The organism is uncultured Helicobacter sp., assembly GCF_947367035.1.
Lineage (GTDB): Bacteria > Campylobacterota > Campylobacteria > Campylobacterales > Helicobacteraceae > Helicobacter_D.
Genome location: NZ_CANBCA010000011.1, coordinates 37,625 through 63,159, shown reverse-complemented (window position 1 = coordinate 63,159; position 25,535 = coordinate 37,625). Strand labels below are relative to the sequence as shown.

Genomic DNA, 25,535 nt, shown 5'->3' with positions numbered 1-25,535 from the left:
ATCAAAGCACTTCGTTTTTAAATGGAAAAACTTTGATTTTAAATGGCGTTTTATAATATCTATTGTGCAGTAAATCCTCTAAACTCCTGCTTAGTGCCGCTCCCACACTGCCATATGAAATCGTGAGTTTAAGTATCAGCTAATGCCAAGAACTTAAACAAACGCATTATACCCCAAAATCCACTTTGATGTGATAGAGGATTGCACGTTTGACAATTAAGTTTTAGAATCTTATAATGCCTTGAGATTTGTTCAAAGGACACCTATGCCACGCCCTACCAACAAAAGCGATTTGCTTGCTTTAAGTCAGAAAAATTATGAATCTCTGCTTGCGTTGATAGAGCAAATCCCGCTTGAACAACAAAGCGCACCCTTTGAATATAATGAGCGAGATAAGACTTTGCGCGATGTGCTTGTGCATTTGTATGAATGGCAGATACTTTTGCTTCGCTTTGTGCGCACAAACCTTGAGAGGACGAGTGATTTTGTGCCTTTTCTCCCTGCGCCTTATAATTTCAAAACCTATCCCGCGATGAATAGGGAGATTTGGCAAAAGCACCAAAGCACGCCATTAGAGAACGCAAAGGCAATGTTAGAAAAAAGCCACATAGAATGTATGGAGCTGATAGAAACTCTGCCACCAAAGGAACTTTTTGTCAAAAAGCACTACAAGTGGTGTGGCAACACAAGTCTTGGGAGCTATTGTGTGAGTGCGACTTCAAGCCATTATGATTGGGCAAGTAAATGTATAAAAAAGCGTGTGAGGAGCTTAAAAAAGGTTTAAGAATGCTTAAACCGCAAATCCTCATCAAGTGTATGAGCGAGAGTATCCATTAAGCGTAGCAAACCACACGATGAGTGGCAACAATGCGTAAGCAAACTGCGCTTTGGATATAGACGCATTTCCCTAATGCTCCCTCTTATAGCCTTCCCCCCAAGATTCTAAAGCTTTTAAGACACACTCCAAACTCTGCCCAAGTGGAGTGAGGCTGTATTCCACTCGTGGAGGCACTTCTGCATACACTTTTCTTTTGAGCAACTTTGCTTCCTCTAATTCGCGCAAATTTTGAGTTAAAACCTTTTGAGAAATGCTCTGATTTTTTGTCGCACCCACAGACTTTTTAAGCTCACCAAATCGCTTTGTGCCACTTAGCAAATCGCGGATAATGATGATTTTCCATTTATTGCCGATGAGGTTTAAAGTCGTCTCAATCGGACATTCTGAAATATACGCATTCATTTTGCACCTCTTTTCTCTATAATTTACACGCAAGATTCTAAAGTTTTCAAAAATTATAGCACAAATAAATCCCAAATTTATACAATAGTATCAAAATAGATATTATATATTAAAAAAGTGCTTACTTGATTATAAATACTAAGTTCTATAAAATTGCAAAGCTGAAATTTTATATTTCAACATTTAAAATTCAAAGGAGACAAAATGAAAATCGCAGTTTTAGCAGCAAAAGGTAGGGCGGGAAGTGCAATCGTGCAAGAGGCAATCAATGCAGGATTTGAAGTGAGTGCGTTTGTGAGGAGCAAAGCGCATTTTGATGAGAGGGTTCATCTTGTTGTGAAAGATATGTTTTCACTTACAAGTGCTGATTTACAAGGCTTTGATGTGATTATTGATGCTTTTGGAGAATGGCAGGATTTATCGTTGCATTTAAAACATATTGAGCATTTAAATGCAATTTTGCAAGGCAATGAGGCAAAGCTCATCGTAGTAGGAGGTGCAGGAAGTCTGTATATGAATACAACGCATACTCTTAGACTAATGGATACGCCAGAGTTTCCTAAGGAATATATGGGAGTGGCAGAAGCAACTGCGCAAGTACTTGAATTTGTGCGCAAAAGCAATCTCAATTGGCTCTATGTCAGCCCTGCAGCACTTTTTTATGAGGGTAAATCGCAAAATTATGAGTTAATAGGCGAGGAATTTAAAGTCAATGTAAAGGGTGAAAGTAGAGTGTCTTATAGCACTTATGCGACTGCACTTATCAAACTGCTTTCTAGTGGAGAGATTAAAATGCGCCAAAGAATAAGCCTCATTGAATTATAGATTCTAATGATATAATGGCACAGATTTTATGCAAAAAGATTTTGTGCCTATTCTTCATTCAATATTCTATTCATTGCCTTGCAATTTGTTTTTTTTTTTTTGATAGAATGCGGGGTTTTAAATCAATAAAAAGGATTTGCAATGTTGTATAATGACGATTTGGGCAAATTGATTGTGCGCTTATGCGTAGGTGGGCTTATGCTCTTTCACGGAGTCAATAAAATCACAAATGGTATAAGCGGTATAGAGGGTTTTATGGAATCTCAAGGATTACCCATATTTTTTGCCTATGGTGCGTATATCGGCGAGGTTCTTGCGCCATTGCTGATAATTGTAGGCTATCAAGTGCGTATAGCTGCTGCCTTAGAGGCTTTTACAATGCTTGTGGCGATTTATGTTGCAACAGGCTTTGAGGTTTTTGCCCTTGATAATCACGGCGCGTGGGTAATTGAGCTGCATTTGCTCTATATGCTCCCTTGTATTGCCTTGATATTTATGGGTGGAGGTAGATATAGCGTGAGGTTTAAGAAATAAAAAATAGAAAACAAAAGGATTCCATAATGCCACCAAAAAATCCTGCAAGTGCAAAATTTGATTTTAAAAAGGTTTATAAAGACTGCTACGCGCCCAAACCTACACCCTTAAAGCTTTTTGTGCCAATGCTTTCTTTTATAAGTGTGCAAGGAGAAGGGAATCCAAATGAACCAAATGGCGCGTATCAAGCAGCTTTAAAAACTCTCTTTACCCTCTCCTACACGCTCAAAATGAGCAAAACCACAAAGGCTTTGAAAGACTATATAGAATATGTCGTGCCTCCGCTAGAAAGCTTGTGGTGGGGTAATGAGGACTTGAGCAATAAGGCAAATTTCAAATGGCAAGCGATGATTGCCCAGCCTGATTTTATCACGCAAGAACTCTTTGAATGGGCGTGTGAAGAGGTGCAGAGCAAAAAGGGCATAGACTGCTCCAAAGCGCGATTATTGCGCTTTGAAGAGGGGCTTTGCGTACAGATACTACATATCGGCTCGTATGATGAGGAGCCACAAAGTCTCGCAAAAATAGAGGAATTTATCGCACACAATGGTTTGAAAAACGACATCGGCAAAGATAATCTCACAAGGGCGCACCACGAAATCTATTTGAGTAATCCAAACAAAACTCCCGTGCATAAACTTAAAACAATTTTACGCATTCCTGTGCGGGATGGGTGAGAAAACGCAAAGAGAAAGCACAAGGGGCGAAAGGCTGAAACTTGCTGTAAATTAGGTTTTTGGTTATAATATTAGATTTGGAAATTAATAGAAAAAAGAGAGGGAATGAAAGCAACAGAAAATAATTTTGGTTTTATGGAGCAAGAATCTTTGATTGAAATTCCATTTTTTCAAAGAGCGTATGTATGGGAAGAAGACCAGTGGAAACAACTTTTTGAAGACCTACAAGATAGTTATACAAATAACAGAGAACATTTTTTAGGCTCAATAGTTTTAAAACAACTTCCTACTAATGCAGGAGAGGGGACAAAAAGAAGCTTGATTGACGGACAACAAAGATTAACAACTTTCTCTATTCTCGTAAAATCTTTATATGATAAGTTAGATGAAGATGATAAACAAGACAATGTTAAGTATCTATTCAAAAAGCCAACCAAAGAAAAAAATCCAAAAATTCAACATTCTAAGGTTGATAAAACTTCTTTTAATCAAATTCTACAGGCTAAAGATTTTGTATCTTTGCAAAATATTGAAAGATACAAAGAAGGCAAAGATAAGGATAAAATCAAAAATAGATTAATTCGATGTTATGAGTATTTTACAAAGCGAATAGAGGAAATGAAAAATTATAAAGAATTTTTAGATTTTATTCTCAATTCAAAATTATGGGTTACCATTAATTTAGACACAAATGAAGACGAACAAAAAATCTTTGACTCTATTAACACTGCAGGTTTAAAACTCACTGCAACAGATATTATCAAAAATGCACTCTTCGCAAAAGCTATGGCATTAAAGACGAATTATGAAAAGCTTTATAAGGAGTATTGGGAAGATTTATTTGAAGCAAAAGAAAATAAGGATTTTGGGAAGAGGAAATTGCCACAGGAAGGCTTAAAAGGGTGCAAAGTGAGATTTTCTTACACTCTTTTGCGATTATCGGGGGATTCTTTGATGTTGAGAAAGACACTTTAGAAAACTTAAGTGATATTTATAAACAAAAAACAAGAGATTTTAGTGCGCAACAACTAGAATCTTTTTTAAAGAAAATCAAAGAATATGCTTTAATTTATCAAAATTTTCCATACATTACCAAAGATACTCCATTATGCTTTGAAAATGATGAGCAACGCTTGTTTCATATTTTAAAAGTTACAGATACAAATACAATAATGCCTTTAATTTTGGCTTTAAAATTCAACCTTAAAAACAATTCTGATATTATGAAAAAGTGCTTAAATTTACTAGAAGTTTTTATCCTTACGCGTTGGTTATGTTTTAAAAGCACAAAAGATTACAATAAACTCTTTGCAAATATGACAAAAAAGCTTAACAAGACCAACCCCCTAGAATTTTTGAAAAATAATTTGAAAGATATTCCAAAGAGATATGAAATTGAGGATTGCTTAATATCCAAAGATGACTATCTTGCGAATAAAAAAGCTGCGTTAATCCTTTTTTGGATAGAACTTTATAGACGCCATACAAATAAAAAGACACAAGATAGTATAGAGCTTTCTTATAAATGGACATTGGAACATCTTATGCCACAATCGTGGGAAGAAAATTGGAAAAGTATTGCAAAAGATGAATTACACGCAGAGGATTTAATCTATCAAATAGGCAATATGACGCTTTTAAAAAGCTCTCTTAATAGTGCAATAAAAAATGCTTCTTGGAAAATCAAGCTTAATGGCGATGGAAGTCGTAAAAATTCCATTAAAAGCTGTGCGGATTTGCTTATTACTAGAGAGCTATGCGATAAAACAATATGGAACGAAGATACCATAAGGGATAGGACACAGAAATTTTTCAAAATTTGGAATGTTGATATTTTCACTAAATAATTAAAATAAGGAGCTCCAATGCGCTACTTCATCGGCATAGCATCAAAAAATCATATTCAAATAGGACAAGCAGGGGGATTTTGCCAACTCTGCCACGGCAAAGCCGCACCGCTTAAACGAATGAAGCAAAATGATAAAATCATCTATTATAGCCCAAAGCTTACTATGGAATCTAAAGAGCCTTATCAAGCATTCACCGCACTAGGTGAAATCGCAGATGAAAATGTGTATCAAGTGGAGATGTTTAAGGGATTTTTCCCTTTTAGGCGCAATGTGCTATGGAGTGAAATTAAGCGAGAATGCCCTTTAAGCGTGGCAAAGACACACCAAGAATGGAAAGCCTACGCAAGCAAACTGCGTTTTGGGCATTTTGAAGTCTCCAAAGAGTTTTTTAACTTCCTCGCAGAGTATATGACACAGGATTCTTAATGCAAAATACAATCTGCCAAAGCTGCGGTTGCTATTACAAAAGCAAAAATGATTAATCCTTAAGGAGAGTTGAGCCTTTTTATTGGAGAGTGCATTCTATTTAAGGTAAAATTGTGCCAAAAAAATTGGTAAAATATTACCAAAAGAATCCCACAACAAAGAGGCTCTTATGACGCACAAAACTTTGGCGCAAACACTTTTTAAATCTGCCGATAAACTCCGCAAAAACATTGACGCCGCCGAGTATAAGCATATCGTTTTGGGCTTAGTTTTCTTAAAATACATCTCCGATAGCTTTCAAGCTACTTTTGAAAGAGTGCAAAGTGAAGGCGGAGATACGGAGGATAAAGACGAATACCTTGCCTACAATGCGTTTTTCGTGCCAACAAAGGCGCGGTGGGGCTACATTATGGAAAACGCCAAACAAAGCAATATCGGCAGCCTTTTAGATAATGCAATGCAAACCATAGAGCAAGAAAACCCAAGCCTCAAAGGCGTTTTGCCCAAAGTCTATGCCAAAGAAAATCTAGATTCTATTTGCTTAGGCGGGCTGATTGACTTACTCTCTAATCTCTCTTTACAAGGAGATTCAACCCAAAGTAGCGATATTTTGGGACATATTTTTGAATATTTCTTAGGCGAGTTTGCGCTAAGTGAAGGCAAAAAGGGCGGGCAGTTTTACACACCAAAAAGCGTTGTAGAGCTTCTTATTGCAATGCTAGAGCCTTACAAAGGACGCGTATTTGACCCCTGTTGTGGCAGTGGGGGAATGTTTGTGCAAAGCGAACTTTTCGTGCAAAGCCATCAAGGTAGCATTGATGATATTTCTATTTATGGACAAGAGAGCAACCAAACGACTTGGCGACTAGCGAAGATGAATCTTGCCATAAGACAAATTGACTCCTCACAAGTTAAATGGAATAGCGAGGGTAGCTTCTTAAATGACGCACATAAGGACTTAAAAGCGGATTTTGTCATCGCCAACCCGCCCTTTAACGATTCGGATTATAGCGGCGAACTCTTAAAGCTTGATGGACGTTGGAAGTTTGGCACTCCCCCTACTACAAACGCAAACTATGCGTGGATTCAGCACTTCCTCTATCATCTTGCCCCTAAAGGCGTGGCGGGATTTGTCCTTGCCAAAGGTAGCCTTACAAGCAACACGGCGACAGAGGGCGAGATACGCAAAAACTTGATAGAATCTAATCTCATTGATTGTATTGTCAATCTCCCCGCTAAGCTTTTCTTAAACACGCAAATCCCCGCAAGTCTCTGGTTTATCCGCCGCTCCAAAACAAATAAAGAAATCCTTTTCATAGACGCAAGAAATTGTGGCGAGTTGATTAATCGTAAAAATCGTATTCTCACGCAAGAGGATATTCAAAGGATAAGCCAAACTTACCACGCGTGGCAGAAAGCACAAAATCCACGAGGCACAGATTTTGCAGATTCTAAAGATTCAAAGGCGCAAAATCTAACAAATACAGATTCTCAAAATTTAGAATCCACCCCACCTTATACCGACATCAAGGGCTTTTGCAAATCCGCTTCCCTACAAGAAGTCGCCGCGCTTGGCTACACTTTGACACCGGGCAGATTTGTAGGCTTGGAAGAAAGTGAGGAAGATTTTGACTTTGAGACAGAATTTACACGCTTAAAAGAGGAGTTGCAATCCCAAATGCAAGAGGAAGAGGCATTAAATAAAAGGATTCTAGCCAACCTTGCGTTAATAGAAAAATGAAAGATATATGCAAAGCGTAAAGCACCGCCGTGAATGAGCAAGGATTATAGCATTAATACCTTAAGAACATATAAAACACACAAAGGCAGAAAATGAATAAAAATATTACAGCCAAAAGGGCGGCAATGGGCACAACAACGCACAATCACAAAGAACACACGACTGCAAACGCGCCATTTCATTCTGCTTTCTTTGAATCCCTCCATAAAGAGCAATGGAAAGAGGTTAGGTTGGGGGAGATGATAAAAACAAATTGCAAAAGTATTGATAAAAATTATCCATACAATATAGTTCAATATCTTGATACAGGCTCAATTACAGATAACAGAATAGAATCTCTCCAAACTTTTGATTTAAAGGATTTGCCAAGTAGAGCCAAAAGGCTTGTTCAAGATAATGATATTATTTATTCACTTGTTCGTCCCATTCAAAGACACTTTGGCTTTATAAAAAACCCGAGTAAAAATTTAGTTGTTTCAACAGGTTTTTGCACAATTACAACTCATCAAAATATTTTAGATTCTAAATTTTTATACTATTTTTTGACGCTTAACAAAACAATAGAATTTTTAGATTTAATAGCCGAAGCCTCAACAAGTGCTTATCCAGCCATTAAGCCATCTGATATAGAAAATCTTACAATCCCCTTACCGCCCCTTGAGACACAGCAGAGAATCGCGGAGATTCTAAGTAGTTTGGACGATAAGATAGACTTACTCCACCGCCAAAACAAAACTCTAGAATCCTTAAGCCTAACTCTCTTCCGCCATACCTTTATAGACAATCCTAAACGCAACGAGTGGGAGGAAGTAACTTTAAATGATATTTGCCTAAAAATAGCTTCAGGAGGAACGCCATCTACAAGAATAAAGGAATATTATTCTGGCAAAATTAATTGGTATTCTACAAAGGAGCTTGACGATAATTTTCTATTTGATAGTATTCAAACAATTACAGAAGATGGACTTGAAAATTCATCGGCAAAACTTTTTCCTAAGGATACTATTATCATAGCAATATATGCAGCACCCACCGTTGGGAGACTTGGAATTTTAACTCAAGATTCTGCGTTTAATCAAGCGGCTTGTGGATTAATAATAGATGAGACAAAGTGTAGCAAAGAATTTGTTTTTTGCTTTTTAAAAAATGAAAGAGAGAATTTAAATTTATTGGCTTCGGGTTCAGCGCAACAAAATCTTAATGTAGAGAAAATAAAAAGATATACTTTGCTTTTACCCGATAAAACAACATTGAATGATTTTCAGATTCAAGCTAAAGGATTTTTTGATAAAATCTACAATAACTCTAAGCAGATTCAAAAGCTAGAATCTTTGCGTGATATAATGCTACCAAAATTACTAAGCGGTGAAATGGAGGTGTGAGAGTATGCATTTTTTATATAGATAAACAGCACTTATTCCTAACATTATAAGTAAAATTATAATGTTAAAATAAAAAATTGGTCTTTTAAAAAAAGAAATTTCCTCTTTTTGTTTTAGAGCAATTTTTGATAAGAAATCAAATAAATAATAAAGAATATTTCCAATAAATAAAGCGATGAAGCTTATCACAAAAATAAGCCTGTAAATACTTGCTTGGTGAATATGGGCAAGCACAGAGGTAGAAAAAGTTAAACCGCCCACAAAAGCCAAAACGATAGAAGCAAAAATCCCTAATATTACAATATATTGTGTTTGTTGTTTCTCAAGATTTTCTTTAATTTCTTTTTCTTTTTGTTTAATGTCTTTCATTTTTTCATCATAATCTTTTATTTTCTCGCCAACTCTGTTAAAATTGTCTTTTAAACTTCTTAATCTTACACATTCAAGATTTGTATGCACAAAAAGTTTTTCTATTTTCTTAAGTATCTCTTTATCCATATCTTTATTTTGGCTAGCCATTTCATAAATAAAACGCATATTTTGGGAAACATTCATTAATGAATCTTTTTCGCCTGCATTATCATTGGGTAAATTTGGATTATTAGATAAAATAGCTGCTGTAATCTCATCATATCTATGTCTATAATCTTTATCTTCATATATGTCTTTTAATTCCTTTAATCTTTCTTGAAGTTCTTGTTCATCTTTAATTTCTTTAGAACATAAAGAAATAACTATTTCTTTTAACGTTTTATCTTTATTGTTTTCAAATTCCATATTTTAAAGCTTCTTCTCTGATGAGCTCTTTGCCAATAATAGCTAAACCCTTATCTATTGTTTTTTTCCAAGCTCCATCTTCTCTATGGCTTTCAGCTACCATATCCCAAGAGTATTTTTTATTACAACGAATAATACTTGAATTTATAATTTTTATTTCATCCGCACAAATATTATTTAAATCAATCCCATCATCTGTCGCGTCAATAGAACACGCACCATAATTTCGGTATTTCCAATAAACTTCAGGAACAACAGGACCATATTGCCAAGCTTCAAAATCATCATCTACTAAATGTTTTTTTGTATTTTTACAATAATCTAACTCTACAAAATACATTGTTTTTTGCAATTCTAAATTACTCAAGCCTTTTTTGGAAGTATTGATAATGTATTTTGCTAAATCTAAAGCTCGCATATTAATTCCCTCTATTTCATTAAATTTTAGCATTATAACAAAGTAATGCAAAATTAACACAAAAGGATTTTACCAAAAATATTCTAAATAGTTTTTATTTCAATACTTGTTCCTTAATTTTCACCCAACTTTTGCTATAATATCCCGCAAAATGTGGAATCCTAAAGGCAGATACAACAAGGGAAGGAGCAAGAATGACCTTAATTATTACAAACGCAAATAAACAATTTGCAAAAGCGGTAAAGAGTATGGCAAAGGCGTGTGATTCCAAGATAAAAATCATAGAACAAAACGAAACTTCCTTAGAAAAGCAGCCAAGTGATGAGCTTTTGGAAGCTATTAGAGAAGTGCGAAATGGGGAAGTAGAGCGATATGAAAGCTTTGAGGATTTCAAAAAGGCAATATTAAATGAAGTATCCTAAGGAAAAACAATGCAAGAACCTCAAAAGCTTGATGAAAACGCCATAGAATCCTTGCTCCTGCAAGGTTTAGAAAACGCAGGATACACTTACAAAAGCGGCAAAGAGCTAGAGCGCAACAGCAAGGAGTGGATACTTGAGGGCGAATTTAAAGAGGCAGTGCGGAGGATTAACTTTGTGAATTCCAAACCTTGCAATCTTAACCTAAGTTATGAAATCCAAGAGCAGCTTATAAGCGAGGCATTGGCTAGACTCAAAGCCCTTGAAAATGAGGAGCTTTTAGAAGCAAATGCGAAATGCCACGCTTATCTTACGCAGGGTATCCCGCTTGAAGTGCTACTTGATGGTGAAATGCGAGGCATTCTCTTGCAAGTGCTAGATTTTGAAAACCCGCAAAACAATCACTTTTTGTGCGCTAATCAACTCCATTTTGAATCTAAAATGCCCAAACGCCCTGATGTTGTGCTCTTTGTCAATGGCTTACCCTTAGTGGTGTGTGAGCTTAAAAATCCTCTAAATCCAAATGCTACCTTGCAAAACGCCTATTATCAGATTCAAACTTACAAGGCGCAGATTCCTATGCTTTTTATCTCCAATGCGCTATGTATGGTAAGCGATGGGCTAAATAGCAAGGTGGGGAGCTTGAGTGCGGACTTCACACGCTTTATGGTATGGAACAACGAGGATAAAACCGATACGCAAATGCCCCAAATACCTGATGTATTAAAGCCTCACAATCTTTTGGAATTTACGCGCTTTTTTATCCTCTTTGAAAAAGAGACTTTTTATGATAAAGCAGGCTTATCCACGACAAAAATCAACAAAAAAATCGCTGCTTATCATCAATACTATGCGGTGCAAAAGGCAATAGAATCTGCTAAAAGTGCGATGTGTGGGGATAAGAGAGGCGGGGTGCTCTGGCACACGCAAGGGAGTGGCAAAAGTCTCACAATGGTGTTTTTTAGCGCAAAGGCGATTATAAGCTTTGCTAATCCCACGCTTTTAATCATCACCGATAGAAATGACCTTGATGAGCAGCTTTTTGGCACTTTTGCTAAGGCAAAGGAGCTTTTACGCACAGAGCCAATCCTTGCAACGAGCACACAGGACTTAAAGGCAAAGCTCAAAAGGGCAAGTGGAGGCATTGTCTTTAGCACGATTCAAAAGTTTAGAAGCGAGAAAGAAAGCTTTGAATGCCTAAGCAAGAGGGAAAATATCCTCGTGCTGTGCGATGAAGCCCACAGAAGCCAATATGGCTTTGAAGCGCGACTTGATGAGGAGGCGCAACTCCGCTATGGCTATGCAAAATATTTGCGAGACGCGCTGCCAAATGCCACTTATCTAGGTTTTAGTGGCACGCCGATAGAAAAGGCGGACGCGGACACAAGGCGCGTTTTTGGAGAATACATTGATATTTATGATATTGCAAGAGCGGTAGAGGATAAGGCGACTTTGCCAATTTATTATGAAAGCCGATTAGTTAAAATTGCTTTAAGCGCAGAGGGGCAAGAGATTTTAAGCGCGCTAGATTCTAAACTAAGCAAAAGTGAGGAGCAAGAGAAAATCAACGCCAAAGCCACAAGGTTATGCGAGATTGTCGGGGCAAAGGAGAGGTTGCAGACTATCGCAAAGGATATTTTAGAGCATTTTACGCAGCGGCAGGAGATTTTGCAAGGCAAAGCGATGATTGTTTGTATGAGCCGAGAAATTGCGGTGTCTTTATATGAGCAAATCGTGCATTTAAATCCCTCGTGGCATAATGAGGATTCCACAAAGGGCAAAATCAAAGTGATTATCACCGCAAAGAGCGATGATGGAGAAAAGATAAGCCAACACCACACGAGCAAGGCGCAAAGAAGCGAAATTGCTAAAAGACTTAAAAGCGTTGATGATGAGCTACAAATGGTTATCGTGTGCGATATGTGGCTTACTGGCTTTGATGTGCCACCGCTGCATACGCTTTATATGGATAAATTCCTAAGCGGACATAACCTTATGCAAGCCATTGCGAGAGTAAATCGCGTATATAAGGACAAACCCGCGGGGCTAGTCGTGGATTATCTAGGCATTGCCAATGAGCTAAAAAATGCACTAGAGTTTTATACGCAAAGCGGAGGTAAAGGCGCGTTTATACAAGACAAGACAAAAATCATAGAAAAAATGCAAGAAAACTATGAAATTACCGCCCAAATGCTGCAAGGAATGAATTATTTGCAGTATTTTAGGCTTAAAGCACAGGATAAACTTGCATTTATCGCCCAAGTTTTAGAAACTATCCTAGCCCAAGAAAATGGCAAAAAGCGGTTTTTGGATAATGCAACGAGGCTTTTAAAATCCTATGTAATGGCTCTACCTTGCGAGGAAGCGGAGAAAATCGCAAAAGATGTGGCGTTTTTTGACCTCATCAAAAGAACTTTGAAAAAATACGAAAGAGAGGAGGAGGGAAAATCTCTCGTGCCGCAAAGCGCAATTAAACAAATCATTAATGACGCGATTGTGAGTGAGGGGGTAGTGAAACTTTTAGATAGCGCAGGGATTAAAAAGCCCAATCTCTCTATTCTTTCAGAGGAATTTTTAAGCGAGCTTGCCTCTCATAAACACAAAAACCTTGCCTTGCAGACTTTGCAAAAGCTTTTAAACGATGAACTAAGTGCGCGCCTTCACTCTGCACTCTCTGCAAAAAGCTTGATAGAGCGACTGCAAAAGACAATGCAAAAATATCAAAACAACCTCCTTAGTGTAGCAGAAGCCATAGAGGAGTTGATTGCCCTAAGCAAAGAACTTATTGCGAGTGATACGCAGAGGCAGGATTTGGGATTAAAAGACTATGAATATGCCTTTTATGAAGCAATTGCCAAAAATGAAAATGCAAAAGAAGTGATGAGTAAAAATGAGCTAAAAGAACTTGCCATAGCGATTTTTCAAACTCTCAAACAAAATGTTAGCTTAGATTGGCAGCATAAAGAATCTGTGCGAGCAAAGCTTCGTGTGGCAGTTAAAAGGGTGTTGCAAAAATATGGCTATCCACCGGATATGCAAAAACTCGCAACAGATAGAATCATAGCTCAAGCCGAACTTGTGGCGAGTAATCTTGTGTGAAGCAAGGAGAATAAAATGTATAAAATGGGGACAAAGAAAAAAGTAGGCTTTGCATTATTGGCAATAATGGTCTTTAATTTATCTAGTAGTTACGCAGATTCTCAACACAAATATTTTCCAAAGACTAGAGAGGAATTAAAGGCTTTTGTCCAAGATGAAAGTATTAATCTAGGAGAAATTGATACTTCTGCCATTACTGATATGGCAAAACTTTTTGAAGGAAGCACAAGGCAAGATTTCAGCGGGATAGAATCATGGGATACTAGTAAGGTAAAATATATGGAATATATGTTCTCTAAGGCAAAGAGCTTTAATCAAAATATAAATGCTTGGGACGTATCCAAAGTAAAAGATATGCATAGTATGTTTGCTGTAGCAGAATCTTTCAATCAGCCTTTGGATAAGTGGAATACAAGTAGCGTGAAATATATGAAAGAGATGTTTTATGGGGCAAAATCATTCAATCAGTCTTTGGATAGTTGGAATGTCAAGAACGTTTTGGATATGCGTGATATATTTGGAAGTTCTCCATTACAAAACAATCCGCCAAAATGGTATAAAGAATAGATTCTAAAGAAAAAAGAGGGATTCTTAATGCAAAACACAATCTGCCAAAACTGCGGTATGCCTATCACTTCAAAGGAGCAATTCAAAACGCACTGCACTAAAATTTTCCCAACACTAAAAAGGTGGCAAACGTCTTAAATCAAGCTCTTCTATGGCTTGCAAAGCCTGTTGATGAAAAGGGGTTAAATGATTATTTATCCCATAATACGCCCAAGCACCTTTGCGATTTACATATAAAAAGCCTGAATCTTTTAATATTTTCAAATGCCTTGATAAGCGTGATTGCTTCATATCTAGCATATTTTGCAAATCACATACGCAAGTCTCACCATTTACAGATAAAAAATTCAAAATTAATATTCTCGTCTCATCATTGAGCGCACCCACAATGTTTAAAAAACTATCAACCTTATTCATCTTATGCCTCACTATAAAAAATAAATAATCATACCAAATCCTATGGCAATACATAAAACCAACCCAACAAACAATGCTAAAAAATTTAACTTAAATATGCTTTTTAATAATATGAGTTCAGGCAAAGAGCAACCAGCGCCAGCGATTAAAAAACTCATTATTACACCCTCATTGACGCCAACTCCAAGTAATGCGACACCAATAGGTATAATTGCCTCCACCCTAACATAAAGCAAGATGCCAATAAATGCAGCAAAAATCACATTTAAAATCCCAAACCCACCAAGATAATTTTGTAAAAAATCCTGTGGCACAAAACCATGTATAAAAGCTCCTATACCCATACCTATGGCAATATATGGAACAAGTTTTTTATAGTCCTTTAAACTTTGAAAAAATAAATTTTTTATAGAATCTTTATTTTTAGATTTTGTGCAACAAGACATATTCTTATTCATTTGAGTATCACAACAAGAGCTAGATTTTTGCAGGACAGAAGTAGAAAAAGATGTAAAATTAATAGGTTTCTTAGCTCTAAGGTGGTCATTATTATTCGTGCTTTTAAAATTTTCTTGTAGAAATTTTTGAGTATCAAGTTTTTGTATCATAGTGGATAAAACAAAAATAGCAACAAACAAAAAAGCTACATAAATCAATGTGATTTTCAGTCCAAAAGCCACAAACAACATTCCCACAATTATAGGATTAACAAGCGGAGAGGTAAGCAAATAGGCGATACATACACCAAAAACTACATTTGCTTTAAGCAATGCACGAAACAAGGGAATAGTAGAACAAGAACAAAAGGGCGTAAGAGAGCCCAAAAGAATAGCTTTTATATAACTAAGATAAGTAAGATAAGAATCTTTGCCTAAATGCTTTTCAAAGGTGCTTTTGTATCTATTGTTTAAAAAAGCAATCAAAACAGATACGATGACAAAAAGGAATGATAACTCAACGAAATAAATGGCAAAAAATTTGAAAAATTCTAGTAATTGACTTTCCATAAAAAATACTACCTTATTATTATATTGATATATGTTGATATTATAATATATAAATCTTAATAAACACTGAACAGATTTATTATAAGCATTTCTAGTGAGAAATAGGGCGAGAAACTTCAAAGCAGCTTGCACCTTTAAATCATCAAATTATTAGGGTAAAATGCAAAGCAAAATTTAAGCCTTTAAAAAGGAGAATCCACAATGCGCACGCAAAAAGAAATTTTCGCCCTTATTTTAGATTTTGCCAAACGCACAGATTCTATCCGCGCGGTTACATTAGAGGGTTCAAGGGCAAATCCCAACATCAAGCAAGATAAATTTTGCGATTATGATATTTCTTTTTTCTTAAACGCTAAAAACTTAGAATCCTTTAAAAACGATGAGGAATGGCTTAAAATCTTTGGCAATATTTTAATGCTCCAAAAGCCCGAATCTATGGAACTTTACCCGCCTGATTTAAGGGAGGGCTGGTTTAGCTTTTTAGTGCTTTTTGATGATGGAGTACGCATAGATTTGAGCCTTATTCCCCTTGCGGACATAGAATGGTATAGGGACAATGAGCGGCTAATGCGCGTTTTGCTTGATAAGGATAATCAATTTATGCCTATCAATGAGCCAAGCGATAGTGCGTTTTTTATCAAGCCTCTAACCAAACAGAGCTTTTTGGACTGCTGCAATGAATTGTATTGGCGCTATGTTTGCATACACAAGGACATTTTAAGAGGCGAATTGCTCCTTGCAAACGCGCATTTAGCGATGATGAGAGAGGGGCTTTTGATTTTGCTTTCTTGGCGTGTGGCATTAAGACAAAATAATTTTGCTTTTTCTCTAGGCAAGGAATATAAGTTTTTACCCCATTTTTTAGAGCCTAAAGAGTGCAAAAGTCTCTATAAGTGCTATAAACTAGGGGATTTAAAACAAGCGCGAAAAACGCTTAAAATAATGGAGAAATTCTTTGCCAAAAATGCGCGGGAGCTTATAAAAGTGCATTTTAACGATTTGCACACTCTGCCTTATGCAAAAAAAGCAAAGCAATATGTGAGGATTCTAAAAATATAAATAATATAAAGCAAACCAAAAGATGAGTTTGAAAAAGATTTTGATACGCACGATAAAATAAAGAAAAAGTTAAATAAATCTCAATTAAAATATAATACAAAATAATATGCCATATAAGGAATCCAAAATGACACAAGAATATAAAACAAAAGGTTATTTTAGCTATCTGCCCATAAGCTTTTTTGGTGCGTGTATGGGGCTTAGTGCAATCAGCGTGGCGTGGGATAAAATGATGCGCTTAATCCAAAACCTCACCATAAATACAGAAAATGTCCTTGCCCCAACCCATAACACAAACTTCTTGCCTTCAACTCTCCTTGCTAATTTTAGCTTTGCTCTTTCTGTCTCTTTTGCACTCCTTGCCCTCATTGCGTTTATAGGGCTAGTAAGTGCCTATGCTGTGAAGATTCTAAGCAGCTTTGAGAGTGTCAAGCTTGAGTTTGTCTCGCCTCTGACGCGTCCATTTTTTGGCACATTTTTTATCTCTTTACTGCTTTTGCCCTTTGCACTCCATAGACTTGGACTTCCTGAATCCTTAAGCCTTGCGGTGTGGGTTGTAGGAGCAGTTTTAATGTTTATCTTTAGTGTGCATATCGTGCAATTTTGGATTTGCAACAAGCTTGAGCTTTCCCATATTACCCCTGCGTGGATTATCCCTGTCGTAGGTTTGCTAGACTTGCCCTTAGCCTTGCCTTTGTTTGTGGATAAAGTATGGGTGCAGGATTTTAGCTTTATTATTGCTGGATTTTGTGTGGGTGTTGGATTCTTTTGGAGTATCGTGCTGTGTGCGCTTATTTTTGCACGTATCGTGTTTTTTGAAAAACTCCCTGAAAAGCTAATGCCCACCCTTGTGATACTTCTAGCTCCATTTGGTGCAGGAGTAAGTGCCTATGCCGTGCTCATTCAAGACTTTAGCTTCCTTAGTAGCGTGGATACTCTAAGCTACGCACTGCTTTTCATTGGATTATTTTTGCTTTTTGCTCTATTGCCTCAAGTCTTTCAAATCGGCAAATGCTGTCCATTCAGAATCTCGTGGTGGGCGATTAGTTTCCCTTTAGCTGCAATGTGTATTGCAAGTCTTAAAATTACGCAATCTCTTACCTTATCACGCTTGAAATCTCAATTTGATGAATCTTATGCCTTTGTAAGCAATGACGAAATGTTCTTTGTTGCACTCTCTAGTATACTCTTAATTGCTGTAACACTTACTTTTATATGGCTACTTGTGCGCACATTGAGCGGGATTATCAAAGGTGAGCTAAAAAATCTTGCCTAAACTTTAAAGCTTAGAATTTATCATTGAAGTTTTCAGAAAATTCTGCCGAGAGTGAGAAATTGTGCTTTGCAATGGACGGGAGAAAAGGAAATGATAATTTTATGTTATAATCTAAAGCTAAAGACCTCTTAAGGAAAGCAATGCGGCGCAAAGATTTTGATTGTAAAGATTCTAAGTTGATTGCGGAATTTTTAAACCAAATAGAGTTTGGCACACTCGTAATACCTGATAGTATCCCTTATGCTGTGCCACTTAGCTTTTGCTATGAGGATTCTAAAATTTATCTGCACGGAGCAAAGGCTGGACGCAAATACGCACTTTTAAAGCAAAATCCCAAAGTTGCCTTTAGCGCAGCAAAGCCTTATGCTTATATCCCCTCATACTTTTTACATCACACGATGATTCCCACGCAATTTTTCTTTTCTATCTTTTTAGAAGGACAATTTTGCGTGGTAGAAGACTTGGCAGAGAAAAAGCATATTTTAACGCGCCTTGTTCAAAAATATGAGCCAAATAATCAAACAATGGATATGGAGAAAGGGCAATTTATCGGTCAAGAAAAAGGTGTATTTGTAGGAAAAATCCTTGTGGAATCTTTAACTGCAAAAGCGAAATTTGGACAGAATCTTAAGCAAGAGGATTGGGAAGAAATTGTGCAGGATTTAAGCAATCGCGGAGATAGACTAGATACACAAACGATAGAGCAAATGAAGAAATTTTTACCTCAAAGGCTTATTAATCCCTAAGCTTTGCCTGATGCCAAAATCCTTTGTCGTGCAGAGTTTGACAATTAAATCCGCAATGCTTTTGCGAGAGATTTTCCCACTTGGATTTTTAAAGGCTTCGCCCTTTTGCGTCAGCTCATAGTCTATCTCATCGGCGTTACTAAACCACTGCGCTCGGATAATCGTGTAATCAAGCGGGGAAGATTCTATAATCTTTACTTCCTCTCTGTGCGGCGCGATATAGTTTGCAATGCACCTTAGCTCACTCTCTGGAATCTCTTGGTATTGCCCATTATACACGCCAAAGGAAGTTATCCACACAAGCCTTTTAAGCCCCACTTGCTGCATAGAATCTATAATTACTCTTGCCATTTGCGGCGTGTCTGTGCCATAAAGATTCGCATAGACGACATTGACATCACTCATTGCCTTTTTGAGCGCATTTTCATCAAGTGCATTACCCTCCACTACTTCCACACGCGCACTTTTGAGGTGGGAAAGTCGCTTTGAGTTTCGTAAATAAAGTTTCAAATCTACATTGGTATTTTGTAAAAACATCGTAGTAGCTACCCTTGCGACACTCCCATTCGCACCGATAATCAGCACTTTGAGCCTTTCATCTTTGCCTTGTGTGCTTTGGGATTTCACATTTTGTGCGAAAAGTGGATAAGACACATAAGCCGTGAATGCCACTGCTCCTGCAAGTTGTGCTAGATTCTTTAAAAAGTCTCTACGATTTGTCATTATTGCTCCTTTGTTAGAATCTAAAACGCGTAACCTTGCGCTTACTAAAGTTCTATTTGCCAAAAACCTTTTTCAAATGCGCCTCATAGTCTTTGATATATTGTTCCACTTGCGGATTTTTGACGACATCATTACAGATAAAGCTCGGCAAAGCCTGCATTCCCATAAACTCGTGTGCTTTGTGTAAATGCAAATACACGCCATCTACGCCAACGCCCTCAAAAAATCCATTAGGCTCTGTGAAAGCCTCAATCGGAGCATTCCAAGTGAGAGAAAACATATATTTTTTGTCTTTCAAAAGTCCGCCTGTGCCATAGCCTTGAGTTGGATTATTACTATGCCGCCCATCACTTGTAAAAAACTTCCCAGCCCCAGCAATACCTATCTCATCAATATATTTTTTCACAATCCACGGCTCACCCATCCACCAACCGGGCATTTGATAGATGATTGCATCACTTTGAAGCCATTTTTGCACCTCTACTTGCTCCTCATAACCCTTATCAATATGCGTTTGCAAAATCTCAAAGCCAAGATTCTCTAAAGTCTGCTTTGCGACATCGTGCAAAGTTTGGCTAAGCCTCCCACCAGAGCCTCCAAAGACTTTGCCACCATTTAAAAGTAAAATTTTTTTCATTTGTTCTCCTTAAAATAGATTTTGAAATTATAAAGCCTGATACTAAGTGTTTGTCAAGGGATTTTGCTTAATTCCCATTGCTTATTTATTTCACTTCCCACCAAACACAGGAAAATATGAATGCTCACCATAATCCTTAAAGGTAAGCTTTTTAAGCGTTTGCAAATCTGCCTTTGAGAATGTGAAATCCACCTGCGCATTCTCTGCTATATATTTGGGAGTTTTGCTCTTTGGCAAAGAAACAAGTCCTAACTCTAAAGTATAGCGGATACAAATTTGCGCGGGGCTGACATTGTATTTTTTTGCTAACTCTATCACGCGAGGGTCTTTCAAAAGCTCTCCGTGCGCAATAGGCGAATACGCTTCTGCGAGGATATTTTGCTTTTTGCAATAATCCAACAATGTAAAAGGCGTGTTGCCAATATGGCATAGAATCTGATTTGCTGCGGGTTTAGTTTTGCAGTTTTTGAGGATATTTTCTAAATCTTTTTGCAAAAAGTTACTTACACCAATAGAACGCACCTTACCTGCCTTTTGCGCGTCTTCTAGTGCGTTATGGACTTCTACATTTTCTTTAAAATAATCGCCCTTTCTAAAGCTATTCCAAGGCTGTGGGCTGTGGATAAGCATTAAATCAATGAAATCTAGCTTCATCGTTTTTAAAGAAGTATCTATGGAAGCACTCGCGCTTTTATAATCTTTATATTCTGCACGAATCTTGCTTGTGATAAAAAGTTCCTCTCGCTTGATTTTGCTTTTTCTCACCGCCTCGCCCACACCTCTTTCATTGCCATAGGCTTGTGCAGTGTCAATGTGGCGATAACCCACCTTAAAAGCCTCTCGCACCGCCGCTTCTACCACATTATCATCAATACGCCAAGTCCCAAGCCCAAGTTTTGGAATCTTATTGCCATTATTGAGCGTGAAAAATTCATTTAAAATTGCTTGAGTTTTATTGTTTTTAGTCAAATTTTGCGCTCCTTGTAAAAGATTTGGTATGAATGTCGCACTTACACCTGCTATGCTTAGCATTGCGGAAGTTTTCAGAAAATCTCGCCGAGAGTGAGAAATTGTATTTTGCATTTTTACTCCTTGTCAAATGGATAAAATCTAAAAATAGATTTTGAAATTATACAGCCTGATACTAAGTGTTTGTCAAGTGAAACTAATGAGAGGGTGAAAAAAATTTAATGAAAATTCCCTAAGTGATAACACAAATAAACTCTAAATCTTTACTAGATTTTGATTTGCTTTGTGCAACATTTCATCATCAGCCATTTAGCATTTGTGGTAAGAAAATAGAATTTGAAGATGCTGGAGGAACATTGTTTTTTGATATTTGGTATATGAGATTTAACCATAAGATAGAGCATAATTTTAATGATACTTTTTGCTATTTCTTAAGTTTTTTGTGATAGAATCCAAAAAAATTAAAATACAAGGTGAATTTATGCAAAAAGAGTTTCTTTTCACTTCTGAATCTGTAACCGAGGGACACCCAGATAAAATGGCAGACCAAATCAGTGATGCAATTTTAGATTACATTATAGAACGGGATAAAAAGGCTAGAGTAGCGTGTGAAACCTTACTTTCTAATGGTTATTGTGTTATTGCAGGCGAACTAAAAACAACAGCTTATGCACCAATGCAAGACATTGCTAGACGTGTGATACGTGAGATTGGCTACATTGATGCGAGATACGGTTTTGATTATCATAGCGCAGGTGTGCTAAATGGTGTAGGGGAACAAAGCCCAGACATCAATCAAGGTGTAGATAGAGAAGATGGGGAAATTGGCGCAGGTGACCAAGGGTTAATGTTTGGCTATGCGTGCAGGGAAACAGATGTGCTAATGCCCTTACCAATTTATCTGTCTCATAGAATCACAGAGGGGTTAGCAAAAGCTAGAAAAGATGGCACTTTACCCTTTTTGCGTCCTGATGGAAAATCACAAGTAACAATTAAATACGCAAATGGTGTGCCTGTGGGAATTGATACGATTGTAGTTTCCACCCAACATAGCCCAGAAACTTCACAAGACACTTTAAGAAGTGCAGTAATTGAAGAGGTTGTTAAAAAGGTATTACCGAAAGAATTTGAAAGCAATAATATCCGCTACTTTGTGAATCCTACGGGTAAATTTGTCATCGGCGGACCACAAGGCGATGCAGGTTTAACAGGACGCAAAATCATTGTGGATACTTATGGTGGGAGTTGCCCACACGGAGGAGGTGCATTTAGTGGAAAAGACCCAAGCAAGGTGGATAGAAGTGGAGCGTATGCAATGCGCTATGTAGCTAAAAACCTCGTGGCAAGTGGTATTTGTGATAGAGCTACGATTCAAATTGCTTATGCAATTGGCGTAGTTGAACCCGTTTCTATTCTAGTCAATACACACGGCACAGGCAAATTTGAAGATTCTAAAATTGAAGAATGCGTAAAAAAACTTTTTCGTTTAACTCCACGTGGAATTATAGAATCACTAGATTTGTTGCGTCCGATTTACCAAAAAACCGCAAGTTATGGGCATTTTGGTAGAGAGTTACCAGAGTTTAGCTGGGAAAAAACCGATAAAGTAGAGGTAATCAAAGATTATTTCAACCTCAAATAATCTTTGGGGTTCTGCATTTATCACACAGACAAATTCTCATTAACTTTCTAATCATCGAGCGCATATTAAGTGTCTATTTCTCTTTTCGCTTTTTAATATGCTTGACTATGACAAAACCAAGCCACATCAGAGAGCATACAACAAAAATGCTAACCCAAGTTTCTACCAAACCTACTGGCTGTGTTAAATCAAAAAACGTTGGCATACTCTAGCCTTAGTTGGAATAAAACTAACATTATAGCAAAAACTTTAAGATTCTTGCTTGTTTGGCAACTTGTAAAATTAATGTGCTTCTAATACTTCTGTGCAACGCACACAAGATTCATCTGCTGCTTTGGAGATAAACTGCCAACAACGAGGGCATTTATGTCCTTTGGCTTGACAAATAGAATAATCTTCTCCCTCAAAGGTAAAAGTTGCTAATACATTAGAATCTTGTTTGCTACTTTGCACCGAGCTTACCATAAGCCATAAATTCAGTTCTTTAAACTCTGCTATTTTTGCTGGAACTATCAAATCTACTTCTAATGTAGATTTGATTTTAGATTCTTTTTTAAGGTTATCTATTTGTTCTAAAAAATATGAGCGCAAAGTGAGTAGTCTTTCAAAGTCTATATTGGGCTTTTCAAAGCAAGGAAGTGGTTGATAGAGAACTTCAAGCACAGCAGTTTCTTTGTTCTGAATCTCTGCGATTCCACAACTCTCAAGTAAGGCTCTGCTTTGTGTATGGCTTAATGCTTCGTTAATTGTATAGGTAAGAATTGGCGCGACTAACCCAAATAATCTCCCACATAGAAGAGCCATTACACTTTGTGCGGCTCTACGCTCCTTAGAATCTCGCGCATTGCAATAAAGATTGTCTTTGCAAATATCTAAATAGATTCCACTAAGTTCGGTATTTAAAAAGTAGTTAAGTTCTTGCAAACCTTTAGAAAATTCATATTCATTAAAGAGTGTATTCACTTGGTTAAAGCAATCTCTTGCGCGCATTAGAATCCATAAATCAATCGGACTAAAATGCTGGACTTCTAGTTGCTCTAGCGATTCCACATTGGCTAGCAAAAAACGAATTGTATTGCGGATCTTGCGATAGTTTTCACTGACTTGTTTTAGGATATTTTGTGAGATTCTTTGGTCGTTTTGATAATCACTTTGTGCTACCCAAAGTCGTAAGATTTCTGCGCCAAACTCTTTTAACACATCTTTGGGAGCAATAACATTACCTTTGGATTTGCTCATTTTCTCACCATTTTCGTCCATTGTAAAGCCGTGTGTTAAAATGCTTTGATAAGGTGCGTGTTCATTAATAGCGCAACTAACAAGTAAAGAGCTATGAAACCAACCCCTATGTTGGTCGCTTCCCTCTAAATACATATTCGCAGGAAATTTACCACTTGTATATTTGTCGTTATTTAGCACCGCTTTCCAAGTGCTTCCACTATCAAACCAAACATCTAAGATATGATGCACTTTTTCTAAATGTTCGCTCTGATTTTTATATTTTGATGGTAATAATTCTTCTATACTTTTGCTCCACCAAGCATCACAACCCTCTGTTTCAAAAACTTTTGCAACAAAGTCTAAAATTTCAGAATCCAATAACACTTTTCCACTCTGTTTATCTTTAAAAAATGCAATTGGCACTCCCCAATCTCTTTGCCTTGAAATGCACCAATCCGGACGACTTTCAATCATAGAATAGATTCTGTGCATTCCGTGTTCTGGATAGAATTGTGTTTCTCTAATCTGCTTTAATGCAATTTGTCGGAGAGTTTCGCCACTGCTCGTATAGGGTTCGTCCATTAGAATAAACCATTGCGCGGTGGCACGAAAAATCACAGGCTGATGTGAGCGCCAACAATGCGGATAGGAATGCTTGATTTTGCTATGTTTTAGTAAATGTACTCCCAAAAGCTCCAAGATTCTTGAGTGTGTATCAAAAATAAATTTTCCTACAAACTCATCAGGATTAAAAAACAATCTTTCTTTGATTAATGTTGCATCAAAGCAACCTTTATCATCTACAGGCATAAGCATTGGTAGATCATATTTCAATCCAATGAAATAATCGTCCTCCCCGTGTCCTGGAGCAGTATGCACACAGCCGCTCCCCTCATCACTTGCCACGTGTTCTCCTAAGATGATTTTAGAATCTCTACCATTGAGTGGATTGGTTGCATACTTGTTTTCTAAAATTTGTGCTCTAAAGGTTTTTAAAATCTTATTTTCTACAATACCTAGTTGGGATAATTTCTCTACTTGAGAAGCCAAAATAATTTTATTATCCTGCGTTAAAGCATAGAGTTCTTCGGGATTAAGTGCGATTCCGCTATTAGCTGGTAATGTCCAAGGTGTGGTGGTCCAAATCACACAAAAAGCTTGGTGAATCTCTAGTTCTTTTGCACCTAGTGCTTCTAGCGCGTCTTGTTGTAAAGGGAAAGCAACGAAGATAGAATCACTCTCTTTCTCCTTATATTCTACTTCAGCTTCTGCCAAAGCAGTTTGACAAGCCCAACTCCAATAAACAGGCTTACTGCGTTCTTTTAGCAATCCTTTTTTTGCCACAGCACAAAGTGCTTTGTAAATTTCTGCTTCGAAGGCAAAGTCCATTGTTTTATAAGGATTTTCAAAATCGCCAAAAATTCCCAGTTCTAAAAATTCGTCCTTTTGAATCTTTACAAACTCTTCTGCGTGTTTGCGACAAAGTTCTCGGATTTTAACTTTTGGCAAAGAATCTTTTTTTTCTTTCCCTAGTTTTTTTTCTACTTGTTGTTCAATTGGTAGTCCGTGGCAGTCCCAACCAGGTGTATAAAAAACTTTTTTCCCTTGAAAATAATGTTGCTTTACTATTATATCTTTTAAAATTTTGTTGAGTGCGTGTCCGATATGGATATGTCCATTTGCATAAGGCGGTCCATCGTGTAAATTAAAAGTAACATTTGCATTTTGGCGATTTCGTAGCATTTTTGGATAAATGCCGTTATTTTTCCATATTGAATAAGTTTTTGGTTCGTTTTGTGGTAGATTTCCGCGCATAGGAAAACTTGTCGCGGGCAATGCTAATGTATCTTTGTAATCCATAAATTCCCTTTTACAAACAAATA

Annotated in this window: 28 protein-coding genes; 17 read left to right on the top strand and 11 right to left on the bottom strand. The window is 37.1% G+C overall.

All coding sequences use genetic code 11. The annotated features are described in order from the left end of the window. Window positions 1-265: 265 nt before the first annotated feature. Window positions 266-784, top strand: coding sequence for a ClbS/DfsB family four-helix bundle protein (locus Q0Y61_RS05295; RefSeq protein ID WP_297812476.1), 519 nt, complete (start codon window positions 266-268; stop codon window positions 782-784). Here Q0Y61_RS05295 and Q0Y61_RS05290 read toward each other — a convergent pair. Next, window positions 781-903, bottom strand: coding sequence for a hypothetical protein (locus Q0Y61_RS05290; RefSeq protein ID WP_297812473.1), 123 nt, complete (start codon window positions 901-903; stop codon window positions 781-783). The two genes, Q0Y61_RS05295 and Q0Y61_RS05290, sit on opposite strands and share 4 nt — an antisense overlap. A gap of 4 nt (window positions 904-907) precedes the next feature. Further along, window positions 908-1,240 carry a helix-turn-helix domain-containing protein gene (locus Q0Y61_RS05285; RefSeq protein ID WP_297812470.1) on the bottom strand — a complete coding sequence of 111 codons (333 nt, stop codon included), beginning with the start codon at window positions 1,238-1,240 and terminating at the stop codon, window positions 908-910. A gap of 204 nt (window positions 1,241-1,444) precedes the next feature. Between Q0Y61_RS05285 and Q0Y61_RS05280 the strand changes: the two genes are divergently transcribed. The 8 genes from Q0Y61_RS05280 (at window position 1,445) to Q0Y61_RS05245 (ending at window position 8,675) form a co-directional block, all read left to right on the top strand. Then, the gene (locus Q0Y61_RS05280; protein WP_297812467.1) at window positions 1,445-2,065 is read left to right on the top strand and encodes an NAD(P)H-binding protein; all 621 of its coding nucleotides are present in this window, start codon (window positions 1,445-1,447) and stop codon (window positions 2,063-2,065) included. Between the two features lie 141 nt (window positions 2,066-2,206). Then, window positions 2,207-2,599, top strand: coding sequence for a DoxX family protein (locus Q0Y61_RS05275; RefSeq protein ID WP_297812465.1), 393 nt, complete (start codon window positions 2,207-2,209; stop codon window positions 2,597-2,599). A gap of 26 nt (window positions 2,600-2,625) precedes the next feature. Further along, window positions 2,626-3,276 carry a GyrI-like domain-containing protein gene (locus tag Q0Y61_RS05270; protein ID WP_297812462.1) on the top strand — a complete coding sequence of 217 codons (651 nt, stop codon included), beginning with the start codon at window positions 2,626-2,628 and terminating at the stop codon, window positions 3,274-3,276. Window positions 3,277-3,381: 105 nt separating this feature from the next. Beyond that, complete coding sequence (locus Q0Y61_RS05265) at window positions 3,382-4,251, top strand: DUF262 domain-containing protein (RefSeq protein ID WP_297812460.1); 870 nt, start codon at window positions 3,382-3,384, stop codon at window positions 4,249-4,251. After that, a complete protein-coding gene (locus Q0Y61_RS05260) occupies window positions 4,179-5,123 on the top strand; it encodes an HNH endonuclease family protein (protein WP_297812457.1) in 945 nt (314 codons plus the stop codon). The genes Q0Y61_RS05265 and Q0Y61_RS05260 overlap by 73 nt, the downstream gene beginning before the upstream one ends. A gap of 18 nt (window positions 5,124-5,141) precedes the next feature. Then, window positions 5,142-5,552: an EVE domain-containing protein gene (locus Q0Y61_RS05255; RefSeq protein ID WP_297812454.1), complete on the top strand. Its 411-nt coding sequence runs from the start codon at window positions 5,142-5,144 to the stop codon at window positions 5,550-5,552. Between the two features lie 169 nt (window positions 5,553-5,721). Then, the gene (locus Q0Y61_RS05250; protein WP_297812451.1) at window positions 5,722-7,293 is read left to right on the top strand and encodes a class I SAM-dependent DNA methyltransferase; all 1,572 of its coding nucleotides are present in this window, start codon (window positions 5,722-5,724) and stop codon (window positions 7,291-7,293) included. A gap of 92 nt (window positions 7,294-7,385) precedes the next feature. After that, window positions 7,386-8,675, top strand: coding sequence for a restriction endonuclease subunit S (locus Q0Y61_RS05245; protein ID WP_297812448.1), 1,290 nt, complete (start codon window positions 7,386-7,388; stop codon window positions 8,673-8,675). On the opposite strand, the gene Q0Y61_RS05240 is transcribed toward Q0Y61_RS05245, so the two are convergent. Both Q0Y61_RS05240 and Q0Y61_RS05235 read right to left on the bottom strand, forming a co-directional pair. Continuing rightward, window positions 8,652-9,452, bottom strand: coding sequence for a hypothetical protein (locus Q0Y61_RS05240; protein WP_297812445.1), 801 nt, complete (start codon window positions 9,450-9,452; stop codon window positions 8,652-8,654). The two genes, Q0Y61_RS05245 and Q0Y61_RS05240, sit on opposite strands and share 24 nt — an antisense overlap. Next, window positions 9,442-9,870: a type II toxin-antitoxin system antitoxin SocA domain-containing protein gene (locus Q0Y61_RS05235; RefSeq protein ID WP_297812442.1), complete on the bottom strand. Its 429-nt coding sequence runs from the start codon at window positions 9,868-9,870 to the stop codon at window positions 9,442-9,444. The genes Q0Y61_RS05240 and Q0Y61_RS05235 overlap by 11 nt, the downstream gene beginning before the upstream one ends. A gap of 194 nt (window positions 9,871-10,064) precedes the next feature. Here Q0Y61_RS05235 and Q0Y61_RS05230 point away from each other — a divergent pair, with 194 nt between their 5' ends. The 3 genes from Q0Y61_RS05230 to Q0Y61_RS05220 are packed head-to-tail and all read left to right on the top strand — an operon-like array spanning window position 10,065 to window position 13,955. After that, window positions 10,065-10,292 (top strand): hypothetical protein, encoded by a 228-nt coding sequence (locus Q0Y61_RS05230; RefSeq protein WP_297812439.1) that lies wholly within the window; start codon window positions 10,065-10,067, stop codon window positions 10,290-10,292. A gap of 9 nt (window positions 10,293-10,301) precedes the next feature. Continuing rightward, the gene (locus tag Q0Y61_RS05225) at window positions 10,302-13,388 is read left to right on the top strand and encodes a type I restriction endonuclease subunit R (protein ID WP_297812436.1); all 3,087 of its coding nucleotides are present in this window, start codon (window positions 10,302-10,304) and stop codon (window positions 13,386-13,388) included. Window positions 13,389-13,403: 15 nt separating this feature from the next. Beyond that, window positions 13,404-13,955, top strand: a complete 552-nt coding sequence (locus tag Q0Y61_RS05220; RefSeq protein ID WP_297812433.1) for a BspA family leucine-rich repeat surface protein — start codon at window positions 13,404-13,406, stop codon at window positions 13,953-13,955. Between the two features lie 114 nt (window positions 13,956-14,069). Here Q0Y61_RS05220 and Q0Y61_RS05215 read toward each other — a convergent pair whose 3' ends face one another. Together Q0Y61_RS05215 and Q0Y61_RS05210 are read right to left on the bottom strand one after the other, a co-directional pair. Next, window positions 14,070-14,372, bottom strand: coding sequence for a metalloregulator ArsR/SmtB family transcription factor (locus Q0Y61_RS05215; protein ID WP_366517289.1), 303 nt, complete (start codon window positions 14,370-14,372; stop codon window positions 14,070-14,072). 11 nt (window positions 14,373-14,383) lie between these two features. Next, window positions 14,384-15,379 (bottom strand): permease, encoded by a 996-nt coding sequence (locus Q0Y61_RS05210; protein WP_297812430.1) that lies wholly within the window; start codon window positions 15,377-15,379, stop codon window positions 14,384-14,386. A 201-nt stretch (window positions 15,380-15,580) separates the two neighbouring features. Here Q0Y61_RS05210 and Q0Y61_RS05205 point away from each other — a divergent pair, with 201 nt between their 5' ends. The 3 genes from Q0Y61_RS05205 (at window position 15,581) to Q0Y61_RS05195 (ending at window position 18,460) form a co-directional block, all read left to right on the top strand. Then, a complete protein-coding gene (locus tag Q0Y61_RS05205) occupies window positions 15,581-16,438 on the top strand; it encodes an aminoglycoside 6-adenylyltransferase (protein WP_297812427.1) in 858 nt (285 codons plus the stop codon). Window positions 16,439-16,565: 127 nt separating this feature from the next. Then, window positions 16,566-17,714 (top strand): SLAC1 anion channel family protein, encoded by a 1,149-nt coding sequence (locus tag Q0Y61_RS05200; RefSeq protein WP_297812423.1) that lies wholly within the window; start codon window positions 16,566-16,568, stop codon window positions 17,712-17,714. A 140-nt stretch (window positions 17,715-17,854) separates the two neighbouring features. Further along, the gene (locus Q0Y61_RS05195) at window positions 17,855-18,460 is read left to right on the top strand and encodes an FMN-binding negative transcriptional regulator (RefSeq protein ID WP_297812419.1); all 606 of its coding nucleotides are present in this window, start codon (window positions 17,855-17,857) and stop codon (window positions 18,458-18,460) included. Here the strand turns inward: Q0Y61_RS05195 and Q0Y61_RS05190 are convergent. From Q0Y61_RS05190 to Q0Y61_RS05180, 3 genes are all read right to left on the bottom strand, one after another. Beyond that, a complete protein-coding gene (locus Q0Y61_RS05190; protein ID WP_011116313.1) occupies window positions 18,434-19,183 on the bottom strand; it encodes an NAD(P)H-binding protein in 750 nt (249 codons plus the stop codon). The two genes, Q0Y61_RS05195 and Q0Y61_RS05190, sit on opposite strands and share 27 nt — an antisense overlap. Before the next feature lie 52 nt (window positions 19,184-19,235). Then, window positions 19,236-19,820 (bottom strand): NAD(P)H-dependent oxidoreductase, encoded by a 585-nt coding sequence (locus Q0Y61_RS05185; protein ID WP_297812414.1) that lies wholly within the window; start codon window positions 19,818-19,820, stop codon window positions 19,236-19,238. 90 nt (window positions 19,821-19,910) lie between these two features. Continuing rightward, window positions 19,911-20,903 (bottom strand): aldo/keto reductase, encoded by a 993-nt coding sequence (locus Q0Y61_RS05180; RefSeq protein ID WP_297812411.1) that lies wholly within the window; start codon window positions 20,901-20,903, stop codon window positions 19,911-19,913. A gap of 122 nt (window positions 20,904-21,025) precedes the next feature. Between Q0Y61_RS05180 and Q0Y61_RS05175 the strand changes: the two genes are divergently transcribed. Further along, entirely contained in the window at window positions 21,026-21,235 is a 210-nt protein-coding gene (locus tag Q0Y61_RS05175) for a DNA cytosine methyltransferase (protein ID WP_297812407.1), read from the top strand. Window positions 21,236-21,270: 35 nt separating this feature from the next. Further along, window positions 21,271-22,431, top strand: coding sequence for a methionine adenosyltransferase (gene metK, locus Q0Y61_RS05170; protein ID WP_297812402.1), 1,161 nt, complete (start codon window positions 21,271-21,273; stop codon window positions 22,429-22,431). A gap of 73 nt (window positions 22,432-22,504) precedes the next feature. Here metK and Q0Y61_RS05165 read toward each other — a convergent pair whose 3' ends face one another. Together Q0Y61_RS05165 and ileS are read right to left on the bottom strand one after the other, a co-directional pair. Further along, window positions 22,505-22,636, bottom strand: coding sequence for a hypothetical protein (locus tag Q0Y61_RS05165; protein WP_297812399.1), 132 nt, complete (start codon window positions 22,634-22,636; stop codon window positions 22,505-22,507). 77 nt (window positions 22,637-22,713) lie between these two features. Next, entirely contained in the window at window positions 22,714-25,512 is a 2,799-nt protein-coding gene (gene ileS, locus Q0Y61_RS05160; RefSeq protein WP_297812396.1) for an isoleucine--tRNA ligase, read from the bottom strand. Between the last annotated feature and the right edge of the window lie 23 nt (window positions 25,513-25,535).

Bases quoted from the DNA above. Each gene is read 5' to 3' on its own strand.
- Q0Y61_RS05295 (WP_297812476.1), top strand. From the start codon at position 266: ATGCCACGCCCTACCAACAAAAGCGATTTGCTTGCTTTAAGTCAGAAA.
- Q0Y61_RS05290 (WP_297812473.1), bottom strand. From the start codon at position 903: ATGCGTCTATATCCAAAGCGCAGTTTGCTTACGCATTGTTGCCACTCA.
- Q0Y61_RS05285 (WP_297812470.1), bottom strand. From the start codon at position 1,240: ATGAATGCGTATATTTCAGAATGTCCGATTGAGACGACTTTAAACCTC.
- Q0Y61_RS05280 (WP_297812467.1), top strand. From the start codon at position 1,445: ATGAAAATCGCAGTTTTAGCAGCAAAAGGTAGGGCGGGAAGTGCAATC.
- Q0Y61_RS05275 (WP_297812465.1), top strand. From the start codon at position 2,207: ATGTTGTATAATGACGATTTGGGCAAATTGATTGTGCGCTTATGCGTA.
- Q0Y61_RS05270 (WP_297812462.1), top strand. From the start codon at position 2,626: ATGCCACCAAAAAATCCTGCAAGTGCAAAATTTGATTTTAAAAAGGTT.
- Q0Y61_RS05265 (WP_297812460.1), top strand. From the start codon at position 3,382: ATGAAAGCAACAGAAAATAATTTTGGTTTTATGGAGCAAGAATCTTTG.
- Q0Y61_RS05255 (WP_297812454.1), top strand. From the start codon at position 5,142: ATGCGCTACTTCATCGGCATAGCATCAAAAAATCATATTCAAATAGGA.
- Q0Y61_RS05250 (WP_297812451.1), top strand. From the start codon at position 5,722: ATGACGCACAAAACTTTGGCGCAAACACTTTTTAAATCTGCCGATAAA.
- Q0Y61_RS05245 (WP_297812448.1), top strand. From the start codon at position 7,386: ATGAATAAAAATATTACAGCCAAAAGGGCGGCAATGGGCACAACAACG.
- Q0Y61_RS05240 (WP_297812445.1), bottom strand. From the start codon at position 9,452: ATGGAATTTGAAAACAATAAAGATAAAACGTTAAAAGAAATAGTTATT.
- Q0Y61_RS05235 (WP_297812442.1), bottom strand. From the start codon at position 9,870: ATGCGAGCTTTAGATTTAGCAAAATACATTATCAATACTTCCAAAAAA.
- Q0Y61_RS05230 (WP_297812439.1), top strand. From the start codon at position 10,065: ATGACCTTAATTATTACAAACGCAAATAAACAATTTGCAAAAGCGGTA.
- Q0Y61_RS05225 (WP_297812436.1), top strand. From the start codon at position 10,302: ATGCAAGAACCTCAAAAGCTTGATGAAAACGCCATAGAATCCTTGCTC.
- Q0Y61_RS05220 (WP_297812433.1), top strand. From the start codon at position 13,404: ATGTATAAAATGGGGACAAAGAAAAAAGTAGGCTTTGCATTATTGGCA.
- Q0Y61_RS05215 (WP_366517289.1), bottom strand. From the start codon at position 14,372: ATGAATAAGGTTGATAGTTTTTTAAACATTGTGGGTGCGCTCAATGAT.
- Q0Y61_RS05210 (WP_297812430.1), bottom strand. From the start codon at position 15,379: ATGGAAAGTCAATTACTAGAATTTTTCAAATTTTTTGCCATTTATTTC.
- Q0Y61_RS05205 (WP_297812427.1), top strand. From the start codon at position 15,581: ATGCGCACGCAAAAAGAAATTTTCGCCCTTATTTTAGATTTTGCCAAA.
- Q0Y61_RS05200 (WP_297812423.1), top strand. From the start codon at position 16,566: ATGACACAAGAATATAAAACAAAAGGTTATTTTAGCTATCTGCCCATA.
- Q0Y61_RS05195 (WP_297812419.1), top strand. From the start codon at position 17,855: ATGCGGCGCAAAGATTTTGATTGTAAAGATTCTAAGTTGATTGCGGAA.
- Q0Y61_RS05190 (WP_011116313.1), bottom strand. From the start codon at position 19,183: ATGACAAATCGTAGAGACTTTTTAAAGAATCTAGCACAACTTGCAGGA.
- Q0Y61_RS05185 (WP_297812414.1), bottom strand. From the start codon at position 19,820: ATGAAAAAAATTTTACTTTTAAATGGTGGCAAAGTCTTTGGAGGCTCT.
- Q0Y61_RS05180 (WP_297812411.1), bottom strand. From the start codon at position 20,903: ATGCAAAATACAATTTCTCACTCTCGGCGAGATTTTCTGAAAACTTCC.
- metK (WP_297812402.1), top strand. From the start codon at position 21,271: ATGCAAAAAGAGTTTCTTTTCACTTCTGAATCTGTAACCGAGGGACAC.
- Q0Y61_RS05165 (WP_297812399.1), bottom strand. From the start codon at position 22,636: ATGCCAACGTTTTTTGATTTAACACAGCCAGTAGGTTTGGTAGAAACT.
- ileS (WP_297812396.1), bottom strand. From the start codon at position 25,512: ATGGATTACAAAGATACATTAGCATTGCCCGCGACAAGTTTTCCTATG.